This window comes from Solitalea longa, assembly GCF_002920915.1.
GTDB classification, from domain to species: domain Bacteria; phylum Bacteroidota; class Bacteroidia; order Sphingobacteriales; family Sphingobacteriaceae; genus Solitalea; species Solitalea longa.
The window spans coordinates 240,352-259,700 of record NZ_PQVF01000001.1 but is presented as its reverse complement, the minus strand read 5'-3'; the positions used below and the strand labels follow the sequence as shown (position 1 = coordinate 259,700).

At 38.2% G+C, this 19,349-nt stretch carries 17 protein-coding genes; 2 read left to right on the top strand and 15 right to left on the bottom strand.

All coding sequences use genetic code 11. From position 1 onward, the window contains the following. Nucleotides 1-18 precede the first annotated feature (18 nt). The 13 genes from C3K47_RS01220 to C3K47_RS01160 form a co-directional block, all read right to left on the bottom strand. A complete protein-coding gene (locus C3K47_RS01220) occupies nt 19-1,257 on the bottom strand; it encodes an FtsX-like permease family protein (RefSeq protein WP_103787250.1) in 1,239 nt (412 codons plus the stop codon). A 99-nt stretch (nt 1,258-1,356) separates the two neighbouring features. Further along, complete coding sequence (locus C3K47_RS01215) at nt 1,357-1,992, bottom strand: MBL fold metallo-hydrolase (RefSeq protein ID WP_103787249.1); 636 nt, start codon at nt 1,990-1,992, stop codon at nt 1,357-1,359. 37 nt (nt 1,993-2,029) lie between these two features. Next, complete coding sequence (gene gldD / locus C3K47_RS01210; RefSeq protein WP_103787248.1) at nt 2,030-2,632, bottom strand: gliding motility lipoprotein GldD; 603 nt, start codon at nt 2,630-2,632, stop codon at nt 2,030-2,032. Nucleotides 2,633-2,787: 155 nt separating this feature from the next. Then, complete coding sequence (locus C3K47_RS01205; protein ID WP_103787247.1) at nt 2,788-3,531, bottom strand: shikimate dehydrogenase family protein; 744 nt, start codon at nt 3,529-3,531, stop codon at nt 2,788-2,790. 94 nt (nt 3,532-3,625) lie between these two features. Further along, entirely contained in the window at nt 3,626-4,405 is a 780-nt protein-coding gene (locus C3K47_RS01200) for a phosphosulfolactate synthase (RefSeq protein ID WP_103787246.1), read from the bottom strand. 244 nt (nt 4,406-4,649) lie between these two features. Beyond that, the gene (locus tag C3K47_RS01195) at nt 4,650-6,056 is read right to left on the bottom strand and encodes a tetratricopeptide repeat protein (protein WP_103787245.1); all 1,407 of its coding nucleotides are present in this window, start codon (nt 6,054-6,056) and stop codon (nt 4,650-4,652) included. Nucleotides 6,057-6,545: 489 nt separating this feature from the next. Beyond that, a complete protein-coding gene (fumC, locus tag C3K47_RS01190) occupies nt 6,546-7,946 on the bottom strand; it encodes a class II fumarate hydratase (protein WP_103787244.1) in 1,401 nt (466 codons plus the stop codon). Nucleotides 7,947-8,127: 181 nt separating this feature from the next. Continuing rightward, entirely contained in the window at nt 8,128-9,522 is a 1,395-nt protein-coding gene (locus C3K47_RS01185) for a S41 family peptidase (RefSeq protein ID WP_165784599.1), read from the bottom strand. A 115-nt stretch (nt 9,523-9,637) separates the two neighbouring features. Continuing rightward, nucleotides 9,638-10,954: a threonine synthase gene (thrC, locus tag C3K47_RS01180; protein ID WP_103787242.1), complete on the bottom strand. Its 1,317-nt coding sequence runs from the start codon at nt 10,952-10,954 to the stop codon at nt 9,638-9,640. A gap of 52 nt (nt 10,955-11,006) precedes the next feature. Then, nucleotides 11,007-11,936: a homoserine kinase gene (locus tag C3K47_RS01175; RefSeq protein WP_103787241.1), complete on the bottom strand. Its 930-nt coding sequence runs from the start codon at nt 11,934-11,936 to the stop codon at nt 11,007-11,009. Between the two features lie 9 nt (nt 11,937-11,945). Next, a complete protein-coding gene (gene thrA / locus C3K47_RS01170; RefSeq protein WP_103787240.1) occupies nt 11,946-14,384 on the bottom strand; it encodes a bifunctional aspartate kinase/homoserine dehydrogenase I in 2,439 nt (812 codons plus the stop codon). Nucleotides 14,385-14,668: 284 nt separating this feature from the next. Then, nucleotides 14,669-15,328: a VOC family protein gene (locus C3K47_RS01165; protein ID WP_103787239.1), complete on the bottom strand. Its 660-nt coding sequence runs from the start codon at nt 15,326-15,328 to the stop codon at nt 14,669-14,671. Further along, nucleotides 15,325-16,113: a PhzF family phenazine biosynthesis protein gene (locus C3K47_RS01160; protein ID WP_103787238.1), complete on the bottom strand. Its 789-nt coding sequence runs from the start codon at nt 16,111-16,113 to the stop codon at nt 15,325-15,327. Before C3K47_RS01160 ends, C3K47_RS01165 begins: the two co-directional genes overlap by 4 nt. Nucleotides 16,114-16,255: 142 nt before the next feature. On the opposite strand from C3K47_RS01160, the gene C3K47_RS01155 reads away from it, so the two are divergent. Continuing rightward, complete coding sequence (locus C3K47_RS01155; RefSeq protein WP_133159308.1) at nt 16,256-16,957, top strand: hypothetical protein; 702 nt, start codon at nt 16,256-16,258, stop codon at nt 16,955-16,957. 7 nt (nt 16,958-16,964) lie between these two features. Here the strand turns inward: C3K47_RS01155 and def are convergent, their stop codons facing one another. Both def and ruvX read right to left on the bottom strand, forming a co-directional pair. Further along, a complete protein-coding gene (gene def / locus C3K47_RS01150; protein WP_103787236.1) occupies nt 16,965-17,564 on the bottom strand; it encodes a peptide deformylase in 600 nt (199 codons plus the stop codon). Between the two features lie 128 nt (nt 17,565-17,692). Further along, nucleotides 17,693-18,115: a Holliday junction resolvase RuvX gene (ruvX, locus tag C3K47_RS01145; RefSeq protein WP_103787235.1), complete on the bottom strand. Its 423-nt coding sequence runs from the start codon at nt 18,113-18,115 to the stop codon at nt 17,693-17,695. Nucleotides 18,116-18,204: 89 nt separating this feature from the next. Here ruvX and C3K47_RS01140 point away from each other — a divergent pair, with 89 nt between their 5' ends. Further along, nucleotides 18,205-19,329 (top strand): DNA polymerase III subunit, encoded by a 1,125-nt coding sequence (locus tag C3K47_RS01140; RefSeq protein WP_103787234.1) that lies wholly within the window; start codon nt 18,205-18,207, stop codon nt 19,327-19,329. Nucleotides 19,330-19,349: the final 20 nt, after the last annotated feature.

The following is a 19,349-nucleotide window of genomic DNA, read 5'->3' as shown; positions in this document are numbered from 1 at the left end:
GAATGTTATTCAATAAGTTTATTGCTCTGTAAGTTCTTGACTCACATTTGTAAAGTTTCTTACACTTAAGCGCGATGCCACCCATGAGGCAATAAAAGAAATGATAAATACCGTGGCAAATACAAGCAGAAAATCGGGCCAATGCATTTCAACCGGATACTTGTCCATTACAAACGTGCCTGACTGCCCCAGTTTAATTACGCCATACTTTTGCTGTAAATAACAGAATCCAGCTCCTAGAACAAGCCCGGCCACTGTACCTGCCATTGAGATCAATAACCCTTCAAACAAGAAAATATAGCGAACAATGCGTTCATTGGCTCCCATGCTAAACAATATGGCTATGTCTTTCTTTTTATCAATTACCAGCATGGTTAATGAACCGATGATATTACAGATGGCAATGACCAAAACAAATGTGAGAATAAGGTAAACTGCCCATTTTTCTGAATTCAGAATCTTATAAAGGAGTTCATTTTGCTCAAACCTATCTCTTACTTTATAATCATCTCCAAGTAGGGTCTTTATTTTGTTCTTGTAGCCATTCAGGTTTACTGTATTCTTTAAATAGATCTCTACAGATGAAACATTTTGGCTTTCATCCAGTTGCATACGTGCGTATGAAAGCGGAACAAGTACATATTTTAAATCGAAATCTTGCTGAATCTGAAATACGCCCGAAACATAAATCTCATTCCTGTTCAAGTCATTTGTAGGATCAATGGAGGTTCCCATATTTTTTCGGGGAGAAAAAATGGTTAGCGGGTCATCCGATTCGATATTCATCGACAGATAGTATTCAACGCCGCTACCTATTATTGCTCTTGGGTCCTTTTCAGTTCCAAGCGTTGCCTGCCCCCTAAGTATCATCGAGTCCAATGCATGCGTTTTCAAAAAATCAGCACTAACACCCTTCACCGTTGCGATGTATTGATTCTTGCCAAAACGTAAAAGCGCTTTTTCCTCCAGCGCTTCTACATAATACAGGTTTTCAGGAGCTGATTTTAACTGCTTAAAAGCACTGGTAGTTGGATCAAAGGTTTTACCATGTAACACCTCAATTTTAATATCGGGGGTAAAACGGTTATATAGAGAAAGCACAAGCGCCTCAAAGCCATTAAATACCGATAGGATAACGATCAACGCCGCCGATCCAATTAACACCCCGAACATGGATATGCCCGAAATTATATTGATAGCATTGGTTGATTTCTTAGAAAAAAGGTATCGTTTAGCAAAGTAAAGCGCCAGATTCATTCGAGTTCTAAGTGATTAGTTTTGAGTAATAAGTAAAGAATATTTTATTCTCATCCTTAGCGAATCTGCGTAATCTTTTTTAATCGGAGTAATCATCTTCTATAAAAAAGGATTATGCAATCTTTCAAATCCGATGCTTGTAGCCGGACCATGACCTGGGAAAACCTTTACTTCGTCGCCCAAAGGGAATAATCGCTGCTCAATGCTTTGTTTCAATACTCCGAAATTACCGCCTGGTAAATCAGTTCGACCTACACTTTGATAAAACAAAACATCGCCACCAATAACAAAATGATCCTCTTTACTGTAAAAAGAAAGACTACCTGGTGAATGGCCTGGAGTGAAAATGCTTTCAAGAGTTGAATTACCAAAACTGACAACTTCGCCATCTTCCAAATAATGCTCCGCCGCTGGTGAGAGCTCATAATGCATCCCCATTGATGGTGCGTACCCCGGAATGGCATCCAGAATAAATTGCTCCTCTTTATGAAAATGCGGCTTTAATCCATAGTTATCAAAAACAAACTTATTGCCTAACACATGGTCGATATGACAATGGGTATTGATAAGCTTAACCGGTTTAAAATTGTTCGCATTAATAAATTCTACTAATGCATTCTGTTCGCCGGCATTATAACAACCTGGATCAATAATCAGGCACTCTTTTGTTTCGTCAAAAAGTATATAGGTGTTTTCCTGGTAAGGATTGAATGTTAAATAATGAACCTGAATCATATTGATTTTAAAATTTATTCTTTGGAAAAGAGCTGTTTTATTTCCACTTAAAGGTTTTTATCATCACATCAACGTCTTGTTTAATAAAATCAAGCACCGGTTGAATAGAGTCCAGCCTGGGCTCAGTTCTAAAGTACAATGCCGCCCTTAAAAAATGATGTGTACTATCAGTAAGGTAAAACTGCATTGATGAAGCAGCATTTCCGTCAATGGTATAATAGGTGCCGTATACTTTACGTTCTGCATTTCTTATTACACTCTCGTCAATAGCTGTGGCCTTTATAGTATGCTTAAAAACCAAACTCCGGCTATCTTCAACTAATGCATTAAACTTTTGTTTATCATTATTTATGGAATGATAGCTTAAATGAAGTTTGCCATTGAACTGCGGGTATTCAACATTTAGCCAACAGGGTTGTGCACCAGCAGCATTATCGGTTGTAATTTTTGCATAAACAGGAATATCAAAAGAGTATTTACAGCCTTCATCGAAATGCTTGTATGCTTTTTTGGGGAACTCTATTCGATGATACCCTCGTGGCTTAGGGGTAGAAGTATTCTCCTTACATGCTGAAAACAATGCAAATGGCAGTATAAGAAATAAGCCAACTCTGGCAGAAATTATATTTTTAAAACCCAAAACGTTAAGGTGTTTATAAGTTGTTATTGATTAAATAAACGGCTGCAAGGTACAATTAAAGTACGAAGGACGAATTACGATTTTAAAATGCGGAGTCTAATCGACTGTACGAAATTCCTAACTCGTCATTCAAAAATCTAACTTTCAAAATCTATTTATTCATTCCAAATACTCCAAGCCTTTTCAGCTTGCAAGTGGAGCATTTCTAATCCATTTTTAATACTAGCACCCGTATCAAGGCCCTTTTGAAGGAACAAGGTAACCTCCGGATTGTAAACCAGATCAAATAATAAATGGTCGGCTGTTAAATACTCGTAAGGCAATTCAGGACAAGCATCAACATTCGGATAGGTGCCCACAGGAGAGCAATTAACGATTACAGTGTATTGTGCCATGATCTCCTTTGTCAAGGCGCTATAGGCCAGTTTTTGATCTGAGCCTATTCTTGACACGAAACGACAATCAATACCTAGTTCTTTTAACGCAAATTCAACCGCTTTTGAAGCGCCGCCAGTTCCCAGGATCAGCGCTTTTTTATGATTGCTTTTTAGTAAGGGCCGTAAGGACTCTCTAAAACCATAAACATCAGAATTGTAGCCGGTCAAAACCGCTTGATCCACGTTTCGCTCAATTTTGATCACATTTACTGCTCCAACTCCTTTAGCCGAATCGTCTAATCGGTTTAAAAACTGCATTACTTCAATTTTATGCGGAATGGTCACATTAATGCCGATCAATTCCTGATCATTATTAACAATTTCCAGCAACTTATCAGCAGTTTCAATTGGATATAAATCATATTGGTGATCTGAAAGACCAAGTGTTTTAAACTTTTCGGTAAAATATTTTTTTGAGAAGGAGTGAGAAAGCGGAAACCCTATGAGTCCAAATTTTTTCATTGAGGGATAAATTAGTCTTAGATGCTTAAACTATTGAAGCGATCATTTTATCAATGATCGCTTCAGCAATAATATTTTAAGTTGAGTAATGATTTTACATTACCGGAATGTCGAAATCTTTAAGGAAATGATTAAAGGTGTCACCACGTAAACCCAAACGAACTGTTTCCAAAGGAATAACTTCAGCAGGGGCAATATTTCCGAGGTTAACATTGGCGCCAAGTAGTTTTACGAACCATACTTGCTGCGATTTTTGAGGAGCTTCCCAAATAATATTCTCCTGTGGGATCTTGGTTAGAATCTCTTCTACCAGACCCGAACGAACTTCACCATTTCCACGGAAAAGACCGACATTGCCGCTTTCACGGGCTTCAGCAATAACTTTCCAAGAACCGGCGTCTATTTCGGCCTGCATCAATTCAATCCATTTATAAGGAGGAATGATTACCGTGTCATCTTTAGAACCAACTTCGGAAATTACGGTCACTTGTTTCTTCAGTTTGCGAATAAATTCACATTTTACATCGTGAGGAATGGTAATAGAACCGTCGGAAACTTCGGCGTATTCCATTCCATAACGATCGAGCAGTCGCTGATAATCTTCAAATTGTCCGCGAATAATAAAAGCTTCGAACAAGGTGCCACCGAAATAAACCGGAATTCCGGCTTCGCGATATACATTTAATTTATCCTGAAGATTAGGAGTCACAAAGGAAGTGGCCCATCCAAGTTTTACCAGATCAGTGTGATTACCTGAAACCGAAAGGAAGTTTTCAATTTCATTTACACTCAATCCTTTATCCATTACCATGGTAATGCCTTTTTCACGAGGCTTAGCTGCTCTTTCCGGAACGTATTTCAAGGTATAATTCATTTCAAATTAACTATTTCCATATGGGCTCTCTCCCATTTTTTAGGCACCACAAAATAAAGCCTAAGTGTTTAAAATAACAAATGTTTTAATGCAACAGTAAGATATTTTGCAAACGCAAAAAAGTGAGTAAAATTATTGGCGTTATTAATGCCTATGCAGAATTAAGCCTTCATTTTAAAACAAATCCCCGAAAAGCAGAAACACTCCGGGGACCATTTTTTTTATTGTATTGTACTCAACCGAATTACGAAATATAGCGATTGAGGATATCAATAATCACTTTGTTGTTTTGTAATTGAGGAAGATATTCGAATAACAATTCAGATTTTTCTGGATCAGAGATCAGGGCTTGTTCCAAATAGTTGATCGCCTCCTGATATTGTCCGTTTGCAAACAAGTAGGCAACCATTCGGTAATACAATTCCGCTGCCTGGGCATTAATCTTTATTCCTTCAGATAGAATACCGATGGCTTCCTCATTTTTGCCTTCCTCAAACATCAATGAAGAATAATCAAGCCAAATCTCAATATCATCTGGAGCTAGTTCCATTACCTTTTCATAAGCCTGTTCTGCTTCTTCAACATTGCCAAGCTTTGAGTAAGAATCCCCTAAAGCAAACCAGTACTCCGGATTAGCATTATCAAGCTCCAAAGCTTTTTTATAGAAATGAAGGGATTCAAACCATCTTTCTTCAAAATCGAGTGTAACACCAATACCAAACCAACCTTCGGCCAGGCGGGCATCAAGTTTCACCGCTTTTTTATAAAACGAACGAGCCTCGTCCATCATTTCCAGCTTTTCGTAACATTCGCCCATACAACAATAGGTTTCTGCATCGGGTTGTTCGTATTCAAATGTTTGGCGATAAACATTTATGGCATCCATGTACCGTTCCAAACCAACCAATGCGTTGCCTTTGTTAAAATAAGCTGCAGCGAAATTCTCTTTTATCAGAATGGCATAATCATACGCATCAATGGCTTTTTCATACATTTCCAGCTTGATATAAGCATTTCCCAGGTTATACCAGGCGGCATATGAATAAGGCTCCTCATCAATGTACTGCTCATAAAAATGGATACTTTCTTCCTGTTTATCCAAAACATCGTAGCAAAAAGCCAGTTCATATAAAGCGTCCTGATGCTCCATATTAGCTTCGAGGCATCGTTTTAAATAAACGATCGCATTTTCGTAGGCCCCAAGATTTTGATAGACATATGCTATTTGCAAGCATATTTCATCCGTTTCTTCCGCAAACAATAAAGCTTTCTGATAGTTCTCAAGGGCTTCCTCGTGACGGTCCTGATTTTCCAACAAATTGCCTCTTAAAACATAAATGTCAGGATTGGAAGTCTCCAAGGTCTCGGCCTTTTCGAGCATTTTAAACGCTTTGGCTGTTTGATTGGTCATAATAAACAGCTGAGCCTGCTTTACAAAAAAACCGGAAGCGTAAGGGTGTTGGCTAAGTGCGTATTCTACTACTTGAAGAGCCTTCACCGGGTCATTCTTTTCGATGTAATAATCAATGATTTTTTCAAATGCATCTGCATCAAAAAAGTATTGATCTTTATTTCGAATCATCTCCTCATATCGTTCAACCGAAGAGAGCGCCTCTTCAGGGCTGTCGAATTCAAAATCGTCGTCAAACATTTAATATTCCTCAATAGGTTAAAAAGAACGAAGGCGTTAAAAAGCACTTAAATGATATATCCCAAATATCGTGCTGAATTTAACTATTGAAAAGATAGAATTAATCTTCCAACCGCAGCGGCCCTTTTTTTCCACATATTAACTTAAAACACTTTAAAACATTGAGTTCAAAAGCACTAATATTAACAAAGATAGATAAATTTAGTTTGATAATAGTTGATAACGAATATCAGACAATGAATAGATACTGCAAAAATTAACCTGCGCCAATTATCCTGCGCCAATTATCCTGCGTAATCAATCATGTATAAATCCTTATTTATATATTTCATTCAGCCCATTGGCCAAGTGCGAACCACCGTAAACAGGGGGAACGATCTGAAAAACTCATTGGTTTAACATGTAAACTTTCGACTTAAAGCAAAAGAAAAAATGCCTTTACCGATATGGCAAAGGCATTAATAAATTATTGGAATAAGTTGTGAGCTTTTATTTGATCTCACCAACCATATCTAATGGGTTAACCCATTCGTCGAACTGCTCAGCAGTAACATAACCTAACTCAACAGCAGTTTCTTTTAAGGTTTTACCTTGTTTGTGTGCTGTTTGAGCAATTTCAGCTGCTTTATAGTAACCTATTTTTGTATTTAAAGAGGTTACCAGCATTAATGAGTTGTTCAGGTGGTTATTGATATTCTTTTCGATTGGCTCGATACCGCTTGCACATTTATCATTGAAAGAAACACAAACATCGCCAATTAAACGAGCTGAATGAAGGAAGTTATAGATCATCATCGGCTTGAAAACGTTCAATTCAAAGTGACCGTTTGAACCACCAATATTAATTGCTACATCGTTTCCTAACACCTGAGCGGCAACCATGGTCATTGCCTCGCATTGGGTAGGATTTACCTTACCTGGCATAATTGATGAACCCGGCTCGTTATCAGGAATGTGAATTTCACCGATACCAGAGCGAGGACCAGATGATAACATACGGATATCGTTACCAATTTTCATCAAACTAACCGCCACTGTTTTTAAGGCTCCGTGCGCTTCAACAATAGCATCGTGAGCTGCAAGGGCTTCAAACTTATTCTCAGCAGTTACAAAAGGCAGTCCTGTTAAGTTAGCAATGTGTTTAGCCACATTCTCTGAATAACCTTTTGGGGTGTTAATTCCTGTTCCAACGGCAGTTCCACCCAAAGCTAACTCCGAAAGATGCGCCAAGGTATTATTGATGGCTTTTAAGCCATGGTTTAATTGAGAAACATAACCTGAAAACTCCTGACCTAAGGTTAATGGGGTTGCATCCATAAAATGCGTACGGCCGATCTTCACCACATGCTTAAATGCTTCGGCTTTAGCAGCAAGAGTATCTCTTAATTTAGTAATACCAGGAATAGTAGTTTCAATCAGCATTTTGTATGCAGCAATGTGCATAGCTGTTGGGAAGGTATCATTTGATGACTGTGATTTGTTAACATCATCATTAGGATTCAATACTTTATCTTTATCCGTAAGTTGGCCACCATTTAAAACATGAGCACGGTAAGCTACTACTTCGTTCACGTTCATGTTCGATTGGGTCCCTGAACCGGTTTGCCAAACTACCAACGGAAACTGCTCGTCAAGTTTACCTTCAAGGATCTCATCACAAACTTTTCCAATTAAATCTGATTTTTCTTTAGGTAAAACACCAGCATCAAGATTGGTTAATGCAGCCGCCTTTTTTAAATAGGCAAATGCTTTAACAATTTCCTTAGGCATTTTGTTGATGTCTTGAGCAATCTGAAAATTTTCAATTGAACGTTGAGTTTGAGCTCCCCAGAATTTCTCTGCAGGAACCTGAACTTCACCCATGGTGTCCTTTTCTATGCGGTATTCCATATGTTATGTTTTGAGTAAAAAAACCGTTTATTATCGGCGGGCAAATTTATAGTTTTTCTTATCCAATGAGGTGAATTTTATCATTTTAAATCGATAAAAAAACACGTATAAAAAGCCAACAAGCGAACCCTTCTGTCGAAAAGTCCGCTTGTTGCTACCTAAGGTTTATTGTTAAATTAACTCAGTGTTTTTTCTCTTTAAAAATCGAACCTTTAAACGAGCGATCAAATTTTGCATTAGCTGATTCTATTACCGGACTTGGACGAGCAACCGACTCAGTGGCTACAGTTGAAGTTGAAATGGTACCGTTCTGAATCCAGGTTAAAGCTGCTTTTAAGGAACCTTCTTCCGGATCTCCAAAATCTTTTGTAAGATCATCATTTGCTAAACCATCCGGATTAAATCCCTGAAAATAGTCACTTGTACCAACCGAATTTGTTGATTTAACAGCTACAATCAATGTGGTATATGCATCACTTAAACCGCGGTTTATCGTTATAGGATAAAAACCTACAGGCTTGCCATAAGTAGTTGATCCAAAAAGTTTTTGGTTCTCTCCTAAATATGGTTTGAGTACATTAATCAAAAGTTCACTGGCAGAAGCGGTTCCGGAAGTACCTATAAATGCCACTTTGCTTAAGCCTGGAAGCTTTTGGGCAGAATTATCAAAAGGAACACTTTCATTCCAACCTTCTGAGGTAAGTAATGTGTTATGCTGATCGGTGTACATTAATTTTGATTTAGCAGCCGCTGGAGCCAATAAATCCGCAAAATGCTCAGCTATATCCACTCTTCCACCACCATTATAACGTAAATCAACCACTACATCGGTTACATTTTGTGCTACAAAATCAGCAAAAGCAGCATCAATTTCCTGAATAGCAGTAGCAAAAAATGTATTAAACATAATATAACCAACCTTCTTGCCGCCTAAATCAATTACAGAACTTTTAATTACCGTATTTACGCTATAAGATCCTGATGTAAGTGTAATTGTTTGATTAGTATTTGCAGGAGTTTTAAATTGAACCGAAATTGAATTTTGATTTAAGGCCGTATTAAGTGCGTTTATGTTATCTGTATTAGCTGTTATTCCATTAATAGACAGTATACGCCATCCACGGGCCACACCCTGGATTCCCGCTGATGAATTTTTATAAACGTAGGAGATACGAAGATCATCCGAATAATCACCTGAGCTGGCTCGGTTAAATTTAAACCCACAACCAAAATCAGACTCATTACCATTCGAAATATTGTCCCAATCGGCTTTAGGCAATCCAAAGCTGTATCTATCAAGGTGCTTTCCGTTTAATAAGGGGCTGTACGTTTTAACTTTTTCAATTACTTCATCCGGACCAGCCAGGGATTTTGCTTTAAAAACATCTTCAGAGGGTAAATTATCTGTCCATAAATAAAAAGTTTCGGCAACCAGGTATACACTGTCACGAACATCACCAGGAGTAACCTTAGGAACAGGATCGGAGCTTTTTTTACAGGATGTAGTTAAAATAGCAGGAATTGCCAGAAAGGAAGCAACAATAATCCAAAATGAAGGGGAGCGTTTGGACTTCATAAACATGATTTTAAGGACTGTTAAATAATAATGAACTAATATCAGCAGTTATAAGTTAAAGATTTAAAATCAATTAACGTAAAATAACTAACATTAGTTCATTACCTAGCAATCATTAAACCATTTGTATTGAAGCGCTTTTTAAAAGTAATTCTTTTAACTGATCATAGTTGTTTTCAAGTGAAACGGCTACCTTTTCTTTTGAAAGCAAACCTTCTAATTTTGCCGGTATATCCACTTTTTCTCCTAAGGTATCCTCAACAACATTAATAAACTTACAAGGATGAGCGGTTTCTAAAAAGACACCTTGCGCATTTTCAACATTTTTAAGTGCATCTTTCAAACCTAAATAACCTACAGCTCCGTGTGGATCGAGGATGTAGCCGGTATGTTTTTTCACATCCTTCATCGCCATTCTGGTTTGTTCATCAGAATAACTAAAGCTTAACAAGGCTGTTTTAAGTGTATTAAAGCTCTTTTGGTGCAACTCTTCAATTCTTATAAAATTACTTGGTTCGCCAACGTCCATGGCGTTAGAGATTGTTTGCACAGATGGTCTTGGCTCATAGTTGCCTGAATTTAAATACTCGGTAACCACTTTATTGGCATTTGTAGAAGCCACAAAAAGATCAATTGGCAAACCTAAACGTTTGGCCATCATACCCGCACAAATATTCCCAAAATTGCCGCTTGGGACCGAAATAATAAGATTTTTGGTTTTATCTTTTAACTGCTGATAAGCAAAGAAATAATAAAACATTTGTGGCAACCAGCGAGCCACATTAATTGAATTGGCCGAAGTAAGATTTAAGGTATTGTTAAGATCCTCATCCAGAAATGCGGTTTTAACCATCCTTTGGCAATCATCAAAGGTACCTTTAACCTCTACAGCTTTAATGTTTTTACCCAAAGTTGTCAATTGTTTTTCCTGGATATCGCTCACCTTCCCACTTGGATAAAGGATCACAACTTCAACACCATCCACACCTAAAAAGCCATCAGCAACTGCACCTCCGGTATCACCAGAAGTAGCTACCAATACGGTGACCTTTTTTTCGTCAAACTTTGAAAAAGCACCAAGACACCTAGCCATGAAACGTGCTCCTACATCTTTAAAGGCAAGTGTTGGCCCATGAAAAAGCTCCAAACTGTATACATTTGGTTCAACCTCGACTAAAGGAAAATCAAAATTGACAGTTTCGGCTACAATTCGTTTTAACTCAACTTCATTGATTTCATCGCCAACAAATTGCTTAATTGCCTGAAAAGCAATTTCTTCCTTTGAATAGCGCTCGATATTATCGATCAGTTCTTTCGATAAAGGAGCAATCGACTCAGGAAAGTACAAGCCTTTATCGGGAGCGAGCCCTTTTACAACGGCTTCGCTAAATTTCACCTTTGGAGCATTATGATTTAAACTGAAATAGTTCATTTTTTCTATTCTAAATTTGAGCCAATGGGAAATAATTTCCCCCTTTGACCATTTACTTTTGACTAATAATTTTCACTCCTTCTTTATTCACTTTCGATAAATGGATATCATATTCGATTCCAACTTTATCGTAAATTTCGGCCATAATGGCTTTTACCTTTTGTGCAGTTGCTTCACCTCTGCTCAACATAAAAATAGAAGGACCAGATCCTGAAATTCCACCACCCAGCGCACCTGCTTCCTTCGACTTTAATTTCACTTCCTGGAACGCAGGAATTAAAATAGAGCGTATCGGTTCAACAATAGCATCTTCTAATGAGCGGCTGATGAGGTCGTAATCTGACTTCATTAGTCCGGCAACCAAACCGCCAACATTTCCCCACTGACGAATAGCGTCCTTAAGCAAAACATTACGCTTTAAAATTTCGCGGGCATCAGAGGTTTTTACCTCAATTTGAGGGTGAATTACGGTTGCATACAGTTCATCAGGCGTATCAATACTTATAATATCCAAAGGTTGATAGCTACGCACCAAGGTAAAGCCTCCGAAAATCGCCGGAGCTATATTGTCGGCATGTGCTGTACCCGAAGCAAGTCGCTCACCTTCCATCGCAAAACGCGCCAAATCTGTTTTTGAAAACGGCTCTCCTAAGAGTTTGTTAGCTGCTACAACTGCACCTGCAGAACTCGCTGCACTCGAACCAATTCCGCTACCGGGTTTTATCTTTTTATAAATTTCAACTTCAAAGCCTACTTTCTCTTTTACTTCGCTTAATAACGAAAGCAAAGCCACACCCGCAACATTTTTAGCAGCATCCAGTGGTAAATTAAACCCATCTATTTTGGTAATACGAACCGTTTTCTCAGGTATTGTTCTCAACACCATTTCATCTCCCGGATTATCCAAAGCAAAACCCATCACATCAAATCCGCAAGCCACGTTGGCAACAGTTCCGGGTGCAAAAATTCTTATTTCTTTCATGAAGGGGTTTTATAGAACAGTTTTAATAATATCAGCAAAAATACCTGAAGCTGTTACGTCAGCACCTGCGCCTGCGCCTTTTACAATTAACGGCTGATCCGGGTATCTGTCAGTAGTAAATAGTACGATATTGTCTTTACCATCAAGCTTATAAAGCGGATGATCAGGGGCTACTGATCTTAAACCAACAGAAGCTTTACCATTATCATAGGTGGCCACAAACTTCAATTTCTCTCCACGGGCTGAAGCGGCGGTATATAAATCATCGAATACCTGTTTATGCTCTTTCAGTTTTTCGAAGAAATTATCTACCGATCCCTCCAAACAGTCGGCAGGCATAAATGGATCAGAAGTGATATCATCCATTTCCATCGCCACACCACTTTCACGGATCAAGATCAGAATTTTGCGTTTTACATCAGTACCTGTTAAATCAATACGCGGATCAGGTTCGGTATATCCTTCAGTTTGTGCCTGACGAACAATTTCTTCGAATGAAACACCTGTCTTAAAGTTATTGAATATGAAGTTCAAACTACCCGACAAAACAGCTTCAATTTTACGTATCCGGTCGCCACTGCGAACCATGTCATTCAAGGTTCCAATAATTGGCAAGCCTGCTCCCACGTTAGTTTCAAACAAAAATCTAACATTGTGATCCATAGCCGCTCGTTTCAGGCTGCGGTAATTCTGATATTCGGAAGCAGCGGCAATTTTATTACAGGTAACTACAGAGATACTGCTTTTCAAATACTCTTTATATACCTGGGCAACATCTTCACTTGCCGAGTTATCTACAAACACGCTGTTACGCATATTTTTAACTCTGGCATGTTTAGCAAATGCAGTAAGTGACATCGGTTCTCCGTTACTCAATTGCTCTTTCCAGTTTTCCAAACAAATGCCTTCATCATTAAAGATCATTTTTTTAGAATTAGCCAAACCTACAACCCTAACATTTAACCGGAGTTCTTCAGTTAGGAAACGTTGTTGTTTTTTCAGTTGATCCAGCAGTTTGCTACCCACATTTCCTGCACCAGTAATAAAAAGGTTTAACTGTTTTATCGGTTTTTCAAAAAACTCTTCATGTAAAACGTTTAGGCCTTTTTTAACGTCCTTCTCATTAATTACAGTTGAGATATTTTTTTCTGAAGAACCTTGAGCGATTGCCCTTATATTAATACCGTTACGTCCCAAAGCGCTAAACATCTTTCCGCTTACACCGGCATGATTCTTCATTTTATCGCCAATAAGCGCCACAATGGAAAGTTCACGCTCAATAATTAACGGATCCACCTTTTTCACGCTGATCTCAAAAGCAAACTCACTGTCAATAGCTGTTTTAGCTTTGATAATATCAGCTTCATTTATAGCTACACAAATTGAGTGCTCGGAAGAACTTTGAGTAATAAGGATCACATTAACCGCTTCACGCGCTAATGCTTCAAACAAACGTTTCGAAAAGCCTGGAACACCTACCATTCCGCTGCCTTCGAGGCTAAGCAAGGCAATTTTATTAATGCTTGAAATACCTTTTATAATAGTGTCATTCCCATTGCCATTTTCGTGAATCAAAGTACCTGCATCATCAGGTGCAAAGGTATTCTTCACCCAAACAGGTATTTTTTTCTCTAAAACCGGTTGGATTGTCGGCGGATAGATCACTTTAGCGCCAAAGTGCGAAAGCTCAAATGCCTCACCGTATGATATCTTTTCAATTGGATAGGCCTGACTTACCACTCGAGGATCGGCGGTCATCATTCCACTCACATCGGTCCATATTTCTAACACTTCGGCGTTAATGGCACCTGCAACAATAGCAGCTGAATAATCAGAGCCTCCGCGACCCATAGTTGTGGTTTCACCATTTTCGTTTGATGCCACAAAACCGGGCAATACGGTAACATCAGCTGCCTGATTAAAATACTGCCAGCTGCGTAAATTAGTAGTTTCAAAATCAACAGCCGCTTTTCCAAAGTTTGAATCGGTTTTGATCAACTCTCTTGAATCTTTCAAAACTGCATTCAAGCCTTCTGCCTTCATCTTCTCTGAAATTATAAAAGAGGAAAGGAGCTCTCCTTTCGACATAATACGATCAAGGGTTTTGGCAGAAAGTTCACCAATTAAGAATACACCTTCGCAAGTGTTTTCAAGATCATTAAGCAGTTTTTTAACCTGACTTAATACTGAACTTTGGTTGGCAATAGGAACAAGTTTGCGAACTTCAGCCAAATGCCTGTTCTCAATCTCGTTTAAAATATCTTTATACTCTTCGTTTCCTTGTGAGGCAGCTTTACCGGCTGCAATTAATTTATCAGTAACACCACTTAATGCCGATACAAACACGGCCAATTTCCCTTCTTCCGATTTCTCCTTAACGATCGCTACAACCTTGTCGATGTTTTCTGCTGACGCAACTGATGAACCACCAAATTTTAAAACTTTCATATATGCGAATAACTGGGTTTGCCTAAAAACTAAATTCTATGGCTTCAAAAAGGTTAAAAAAGATTGATTGATAAAATTGCCCTAAGGCGCGGAATTATATACTTACACCCCCCAAGGGGTAATAATTGTGGTGGTAATAATAGAAATAGCGCAAATAACTACCGGGGCGGTAATTACTGTAGTATTTATTGTTGACTGCGCGATTTTCATATTATTAATTCTCTATTGCAAACTTATAACTTTTATTAATAATTCAAAATTATTTAAAAAATAATATGGATTTTTTAAATAGATAAATTATAAACCACATTATTATCAGTTTCAAATTTTATTTCAAGCGGAAACGGCTGGGCATTGATCATAGTCGGATACCAGTGACGGTTCTTTTCAGAAACTATGAACAAACCTTCGTCGTTTCCCAGTGCAGCAAACTGCTCTGTTGAAGTTGACGGAACGAAAATATCCAGTGCAAACCGATCAGCAAACTCCAGCACTGTATTTTTTACGACGTTCACGACTAGCCCTATTTCACTTATAGTTAAAATAGATTTTACAGAAAACGGTTCAGTCGACTGATTGGGCAAATTAAAGCGCGCAATGAACTCAACTATATTTCCAATTGGGTCGATGAAATAAATGGATTTGGCGTTCCAATTACGAAAATCAGCAATGATTTCGCCTTGAGAATTTAATTTTAACGGTGACGCAATAGCACTTATCCAATCTATTGCCTCATTTAACCTGTTATTGGGAATATTTAAAGCAAAATGATAAACCGGTTTTTTAATTTCCTTTGTTTGCCGAAAGATTAAAACGGAAGAACCCATTTCAATTTGGAGTTCATCTGCGGAAAGATGACAGCGAGTAAAGCCCAGCTGTTTACCATAAAATTTTTCAGCAAGGCTTAAGTTATCGGTTAGAAGTTTAACTTCAAGTAATTTCATGGCAAAAAAAGCTGACCTTTCATGTAAAGTTTAGCTGCTCCTCCAATTTCAACCCGATCGCCTAACAATTTACATTTCAAGGTCCCTCCTCTGGCTGATAATTGTTTTGCATAAAAGGCTTCTTTCCCCAATTTCTTCGCCCAATAGGGAATAAGCATGGTATGTGCCGAACCTGTTACCGGATCTTCGTCAACGCCCGAACCGGGAGCAAAAAATCTCGAGACAAAATCAACTTCATCACCAACGGCAGTAACAATCACACCTCTAACTTTGATCCCTCGTAAAAGTGTATGATTGGGTTGCAGCAGTTCAACTTCCCGCTGTGTTTCAACTACCACCATATAATCGGTCTTTCCCTTTAAAACTTTAACTGGCTTGCAATGCAGTGCTTCAATAAGCTCATTTGGATAATCAGTAACTTCTGTCGGGTCATTAGCCGGAAAGTTTAAAAGGTAAAAATTATTGTCTTTCCTAACGGTCAACTCTCCGCTCTTGGTTTGAAAGCGGATAATACTGTTCTCATATTTAAGCTCATCAAACAAAACCAAGGCTGTTGCAACAGTAGCATGGCCGCATAAGCTAACCTCAACAGTAGGCGTAAACCAGCGTAATTCAAAATGATCATCGCGGGCTATCACATATGCAGTTTCCGAAAGGTTATTTTCGGCAGCAATTGATTTTAGCGTTTCATCCGGGAGCCATTCATTTAACAAGCATACCGCAGCCGGATTGCCTTTAAATAAGTGCGAACTGAATGCATCTACCTGGTAAATATCTACTGTCATTCTTGTATGGTTTAACACCCGAAAAGTTAAAGAATATTTAAGAAACCACCTTTATCTCGAATCATTTTCGTAAATTTTAGAAAGCCCTAAACAATTCTTACCAAGTCACAGTTTAAGATAAAAAGGAGGATAAAATATGCCTATGTTTTCTACCTTATTACAACTTCTACCAGATGGCGGACCGGTTTACACCGAAACCAATTTGAAATACCTTATTGTGGAGCCATTTAATGCCTTATCGTGTTTGCTATTTGTAGGCATGACTGTTTACTGGGTATTAAAGCTGAAAGGAAAATATAAAGAATATTGGTTTTTAACACTTTCGGTATCTTTTTTAGGCATTGGTGCAGTAGGAGGGACCTTGTATCATGCGTTCAGAGATTCTCATTTGTTTTTATTGATGGATTGGGTGCCCATTCTTATTTTATGCTTCATGGCGGGTATTTATCTGCTTTATAAGGTTACACGCCGAAAGTATTATACCGCATCAATTATTTTAGCTACATTAATTATAATGAGCATTGTATGGAAGTTCAGTATTTCCGAACACTCGCATTTAGGCATAAACCTTAATTACGGTTTTATGGCGGCAATTGTTGTGGGACCTGCCTTTTCGCATTTAATTATTAACAATTTTTACAAATGGAAACTGCCCGTGTTTGCGTTCACTTCTTTTTTACTGGCTTTGTTTTTCAGAATTGCAGATAGCTGGGAGATATTACCTGTAGGCACCCATTTTTTGTGGCATATTTTCGGGGCAATAGCTGCCAACTTTATGTTTCTTTACATTTATAAAATTGACAGAAAAGAGCGTGAATTGCCAGGTTGGGAGTTAGGGATATAAGCCCTAACTACCTTCTGCCTTTTTTCTTTACATTAAACTTCATCTTATAATCCGTTTTAATGTTTCCTTTAGAGATCGCATCTAAACGGCCTTTAAGCATTGCTTTTTTCAACGGGTTCAAATAATCAGTAAACAGTTTACCTTCAATATGATCATATTCATGCTGAATAACCCTGGCTGCAATACCCGAATATTCTTCAATATGCTCTACCCAGTTTTCATCAACATATTTTATTTTGATGTTTGCCGGTCTGAAAACATCTTCCCTGATTTCAGGAATACTCAAACATCCCTCAGTAAATGGCCATTTTTCGCCGGTTTGCTCAAGCATTTCGGCATTTATAAATACCTGCTTAAAACCCTTCAATGCTTTCGATTCTGTTTCAGACATCTCATCATCGTCGTCATCGCTAAAAGGTTTGGCATCAATAACAAATAAGCGTAAGGAAAGACCTACTTGAGGGGCCGCAATTCCAACACCGCTGGCATTGTACATGGTTTCAAACATGCTGCTAATTAAACCTTTTAATTCAGGGTAATCTTTGTCTATAGGCTGTGCTTTTTTTAACAACACCGGATCGCCATAGGCGGTAATTGGTAATATCATTTATCTCGAATATTATTGAATAAGAGTATTTGTGACCGATAATAAGTCAATACCCTTTATTTATTTTGATACAGTTTGCAAAAGTACAAAAAACCTGCAGGACTAAAACTCACAAATAAAATGAAGGTTTAAAAGCCAAATGAACGCTTTTCCATATACGATTGAAGAATAATAACAGCGCTAATTGTATCTATTAACTCTTTTTTCTCGCGGTGCGATTTCTTCAGTCCGCTTTGCGCAATTGACTGACTGGCCATTTTTGACGTAAAACGCTCGTCCATCCGTTCAATAGGTATTTGTGGAAACTGCTTTTTCAGCAGGTTGATAAAAGCTTCCACATGACGGGCAGACTCAGATGGCGTACTATCCATTTGTTTGGGTTCGCCAACAACAAAAGTTTCTATCTGCTCGGTTTGAAGGTACTTTTGTATAAAACTTACTATATCTTTCGGATGGATAGTGGTTAATGCCGTAGCAATAATTTGCAACGGATCAGTAACAGCTATACCCAGCCGTTTGGTGCCAAAATCAAAAGCCATTAATCGCGCCATATTCAATAATTTTATGCAAAGGTGTACAGAAAAATAGAAGCTTTAAAAACAGGATTAAAAAAAGACCGAATATTTTAGAACTTTACAGCATGCTGTTTAAAGATATTGTAGGGAACAAAGAAATTAAGGAACAATTAGTTAGGTCGGTTAATGACAACCGAATTAGCCATGCGCAACTATTTTTAGGACCTGAAGGTTCCGGTGCGCTATCGCTCGCCATTGCTTACGCGCAATACATTGCCTGCGAAAACAAACAGGAAAATGATTCCTGCGGCCAGTGTTCATCATGTCGTAAATATCAGAAATTCATCCACCCCGATCTACATTTCTCTTACCCTTTTATTGCCAGCAAAACCAACAAAGTTGAAACCAGCGTTGATGTAATTGACGAATGGCGGACGGCACTGGCAGCAGACAAGTATTTATCACTTAACGCCTGGTTGAAATATCTTGATGTAGAAAACAAGCAGCCTAATATTCCAATTGCCGAATGTCATGCTATTATTCAAAAGCTAAGCTTAAAACCTTTCGAATCGGAGTTTAAAGTATTGATCATGTGGCTGCCCGAGTTTTTGGGTAACGAAGGAAATTCATTGCTGAAGATCATCGAAGAGCCTGCTCATAAAACCTTATTCTTATTGGTTGCTGAAAACCGCGACAAGATGCTGAACACCATCTTATCGCGTACCCAGCTGATCAAGATCAATAAACTTTCTAATAAAGAGATTCAGCAACACTTTGTGGAGGCTCATCAGTGTGATTCGGCCCAAGCAAATAGAATAGCTTATTTATCCAATGGTAACATGGCATCCGCCTATGCCGTTTTTAATGAAGAGGAAAACAAAGAAACGGGGAGTTTTGCCGATTGGATGCGCCTTTGTTACATGGGTAATGGAACCGGTATTGTAAAGTGGGTGGAAGATTTTGCTAAAATTGGACGTGAGCGGCAAAAGAACTTTATCCGTTACGGACTCAACATTATTCGTGATTGCCTGTTATTTGGAGACAATGTAAAAGAAATGATTCACCTTGAAGGTGAAGAATTGGAGTTTGTAAGTAAGTTTTCGGCACTGATAGGTGTTAAAAAGGGCGAAATGATCATCAAATGCTTTGAAGAAGCCATTTATCATGTGGAAAGAAATGCAAACCCTAAAATCTTATTTTTAGATGTATCTTTGCAAATTAATCGTTATTTGCGAACACAACCGTCTTAAAAAAATGAAAGAACGGTTTC

Excerpts from the sequence above, each read along its gene's own strand:
- def (WP_103787236.1), bottom strand. The coding sequence starts at position 17,564 with ATGATATTACCAATTACCGCCTATGGCGATCCGGTGTTGTTAAAAAAA.
- fumC (WP_103787244.1), bottom strand. The coding sequence starts at position 7,946 with ATGGAATACCGCATAGAAAAGGACACCATGGGTGAAGTTCAGGTTCCT.
- C3K47_RS01215 (WP_103787249.1), bottom strand. The coding sequence starts at position 1,992 with ATGATTCAGGTTCATTATTTAACATTCAATCCTTACCAGGAAAACACC.
- C3K47_RS01220 (WP_103787250.1), bottom strand. The coding sequence starts at position 1,257 with ATGAATCTGGCGCTTTACTTTGCTAAACGATACCTTTTTTCTAAGAAA.
- C3K47_RS01165 (WP_103787239.1), bottom strand. The coding sequence starts at position 15,328 with ATGAAATTACTTGAAGTTAAACTTCTAACCGATAACTTAAGCCTTGCT.
- C3K47_RS01155 (WP_133159308.1), top strand. The coding sequence starts at position 16,256 with ATGTTTTCTACCTTATTACAACTTCTACCAGATGGCGGACCGGTTTAC.
- C3K47_RS01175 (WP_103787241.1), bottom strand. The coding sequence starts at position 11,936 with ATGAAAGAAATAAGAATTTTTGCACCCGGAACTGTTGCCAACGTGGCT.
- thrA (WP_103787240.1), bottom strand. The coding sequence starts at position 14,384 with ATGAAAGTTTTAAAATTTGGTGGTTCATCAGTTGCGTCAGCAGAAAAC.
- C3K47_RS01205 (WP_103787247.1), bottom strand. The coding sequence starts at position 3,531 with ATGAAAAAATTTGGACTCATAGGGTTTCCGCTTTCTCACTCCTTCTCA.
- C3K47_RS01185 (WP_165784599.1), bottom strand. The coding sequence starts at position 9,522 with ATGAAGTCCAAACGCTCCCCTTCATTTTGGATTATTGTTGCTTCCTTT.
- C3K47_RS01160 (WP_103787238.1), bottom strand. The coding sequence starts at position 16,113 with ATGACAGTAGATATTTACCAGGTAGATGCATTCAGTTCGCACTTATTT.
- C3K47_RS01200 (WP_103787246.1), bottom strand. The coding sequence starts at position 4,405 with ATGAATTATACCTTGAAATACGTTCCGGAAAGAGCAGCTAAGCCTCGT.
- ruvX (WP_103787235.1), bottom strand. The coding sequence starts at position 18,115 with ATGGCGCGATTAATGGCTTTTGATTTTGGCACCAAACGGCTGGGTATA.
- C3K47_RS01195 (WP_103787245.1), bottom strand. The coding sequence starts at position 6,056 with ATGTTTGACGACGATTTTGAATTCGACAGCCCTGAAGAGGCGCTCTCT.
- thrC (WP_103787242.1), bottom strand. The coding sequence starts at position 10,954 with ATGAACTATTTCAGTTTAAATCATAATGCTCCAAAGGTGAAATTTAGC.
- C3K47_RS01140 (WP_103787234.1), top strand. The coding sequence starts at position 18,205 with ATGCTGTTTAAAGATATTGTAGGGAACAAAGAAATTAAGGAACAATTA.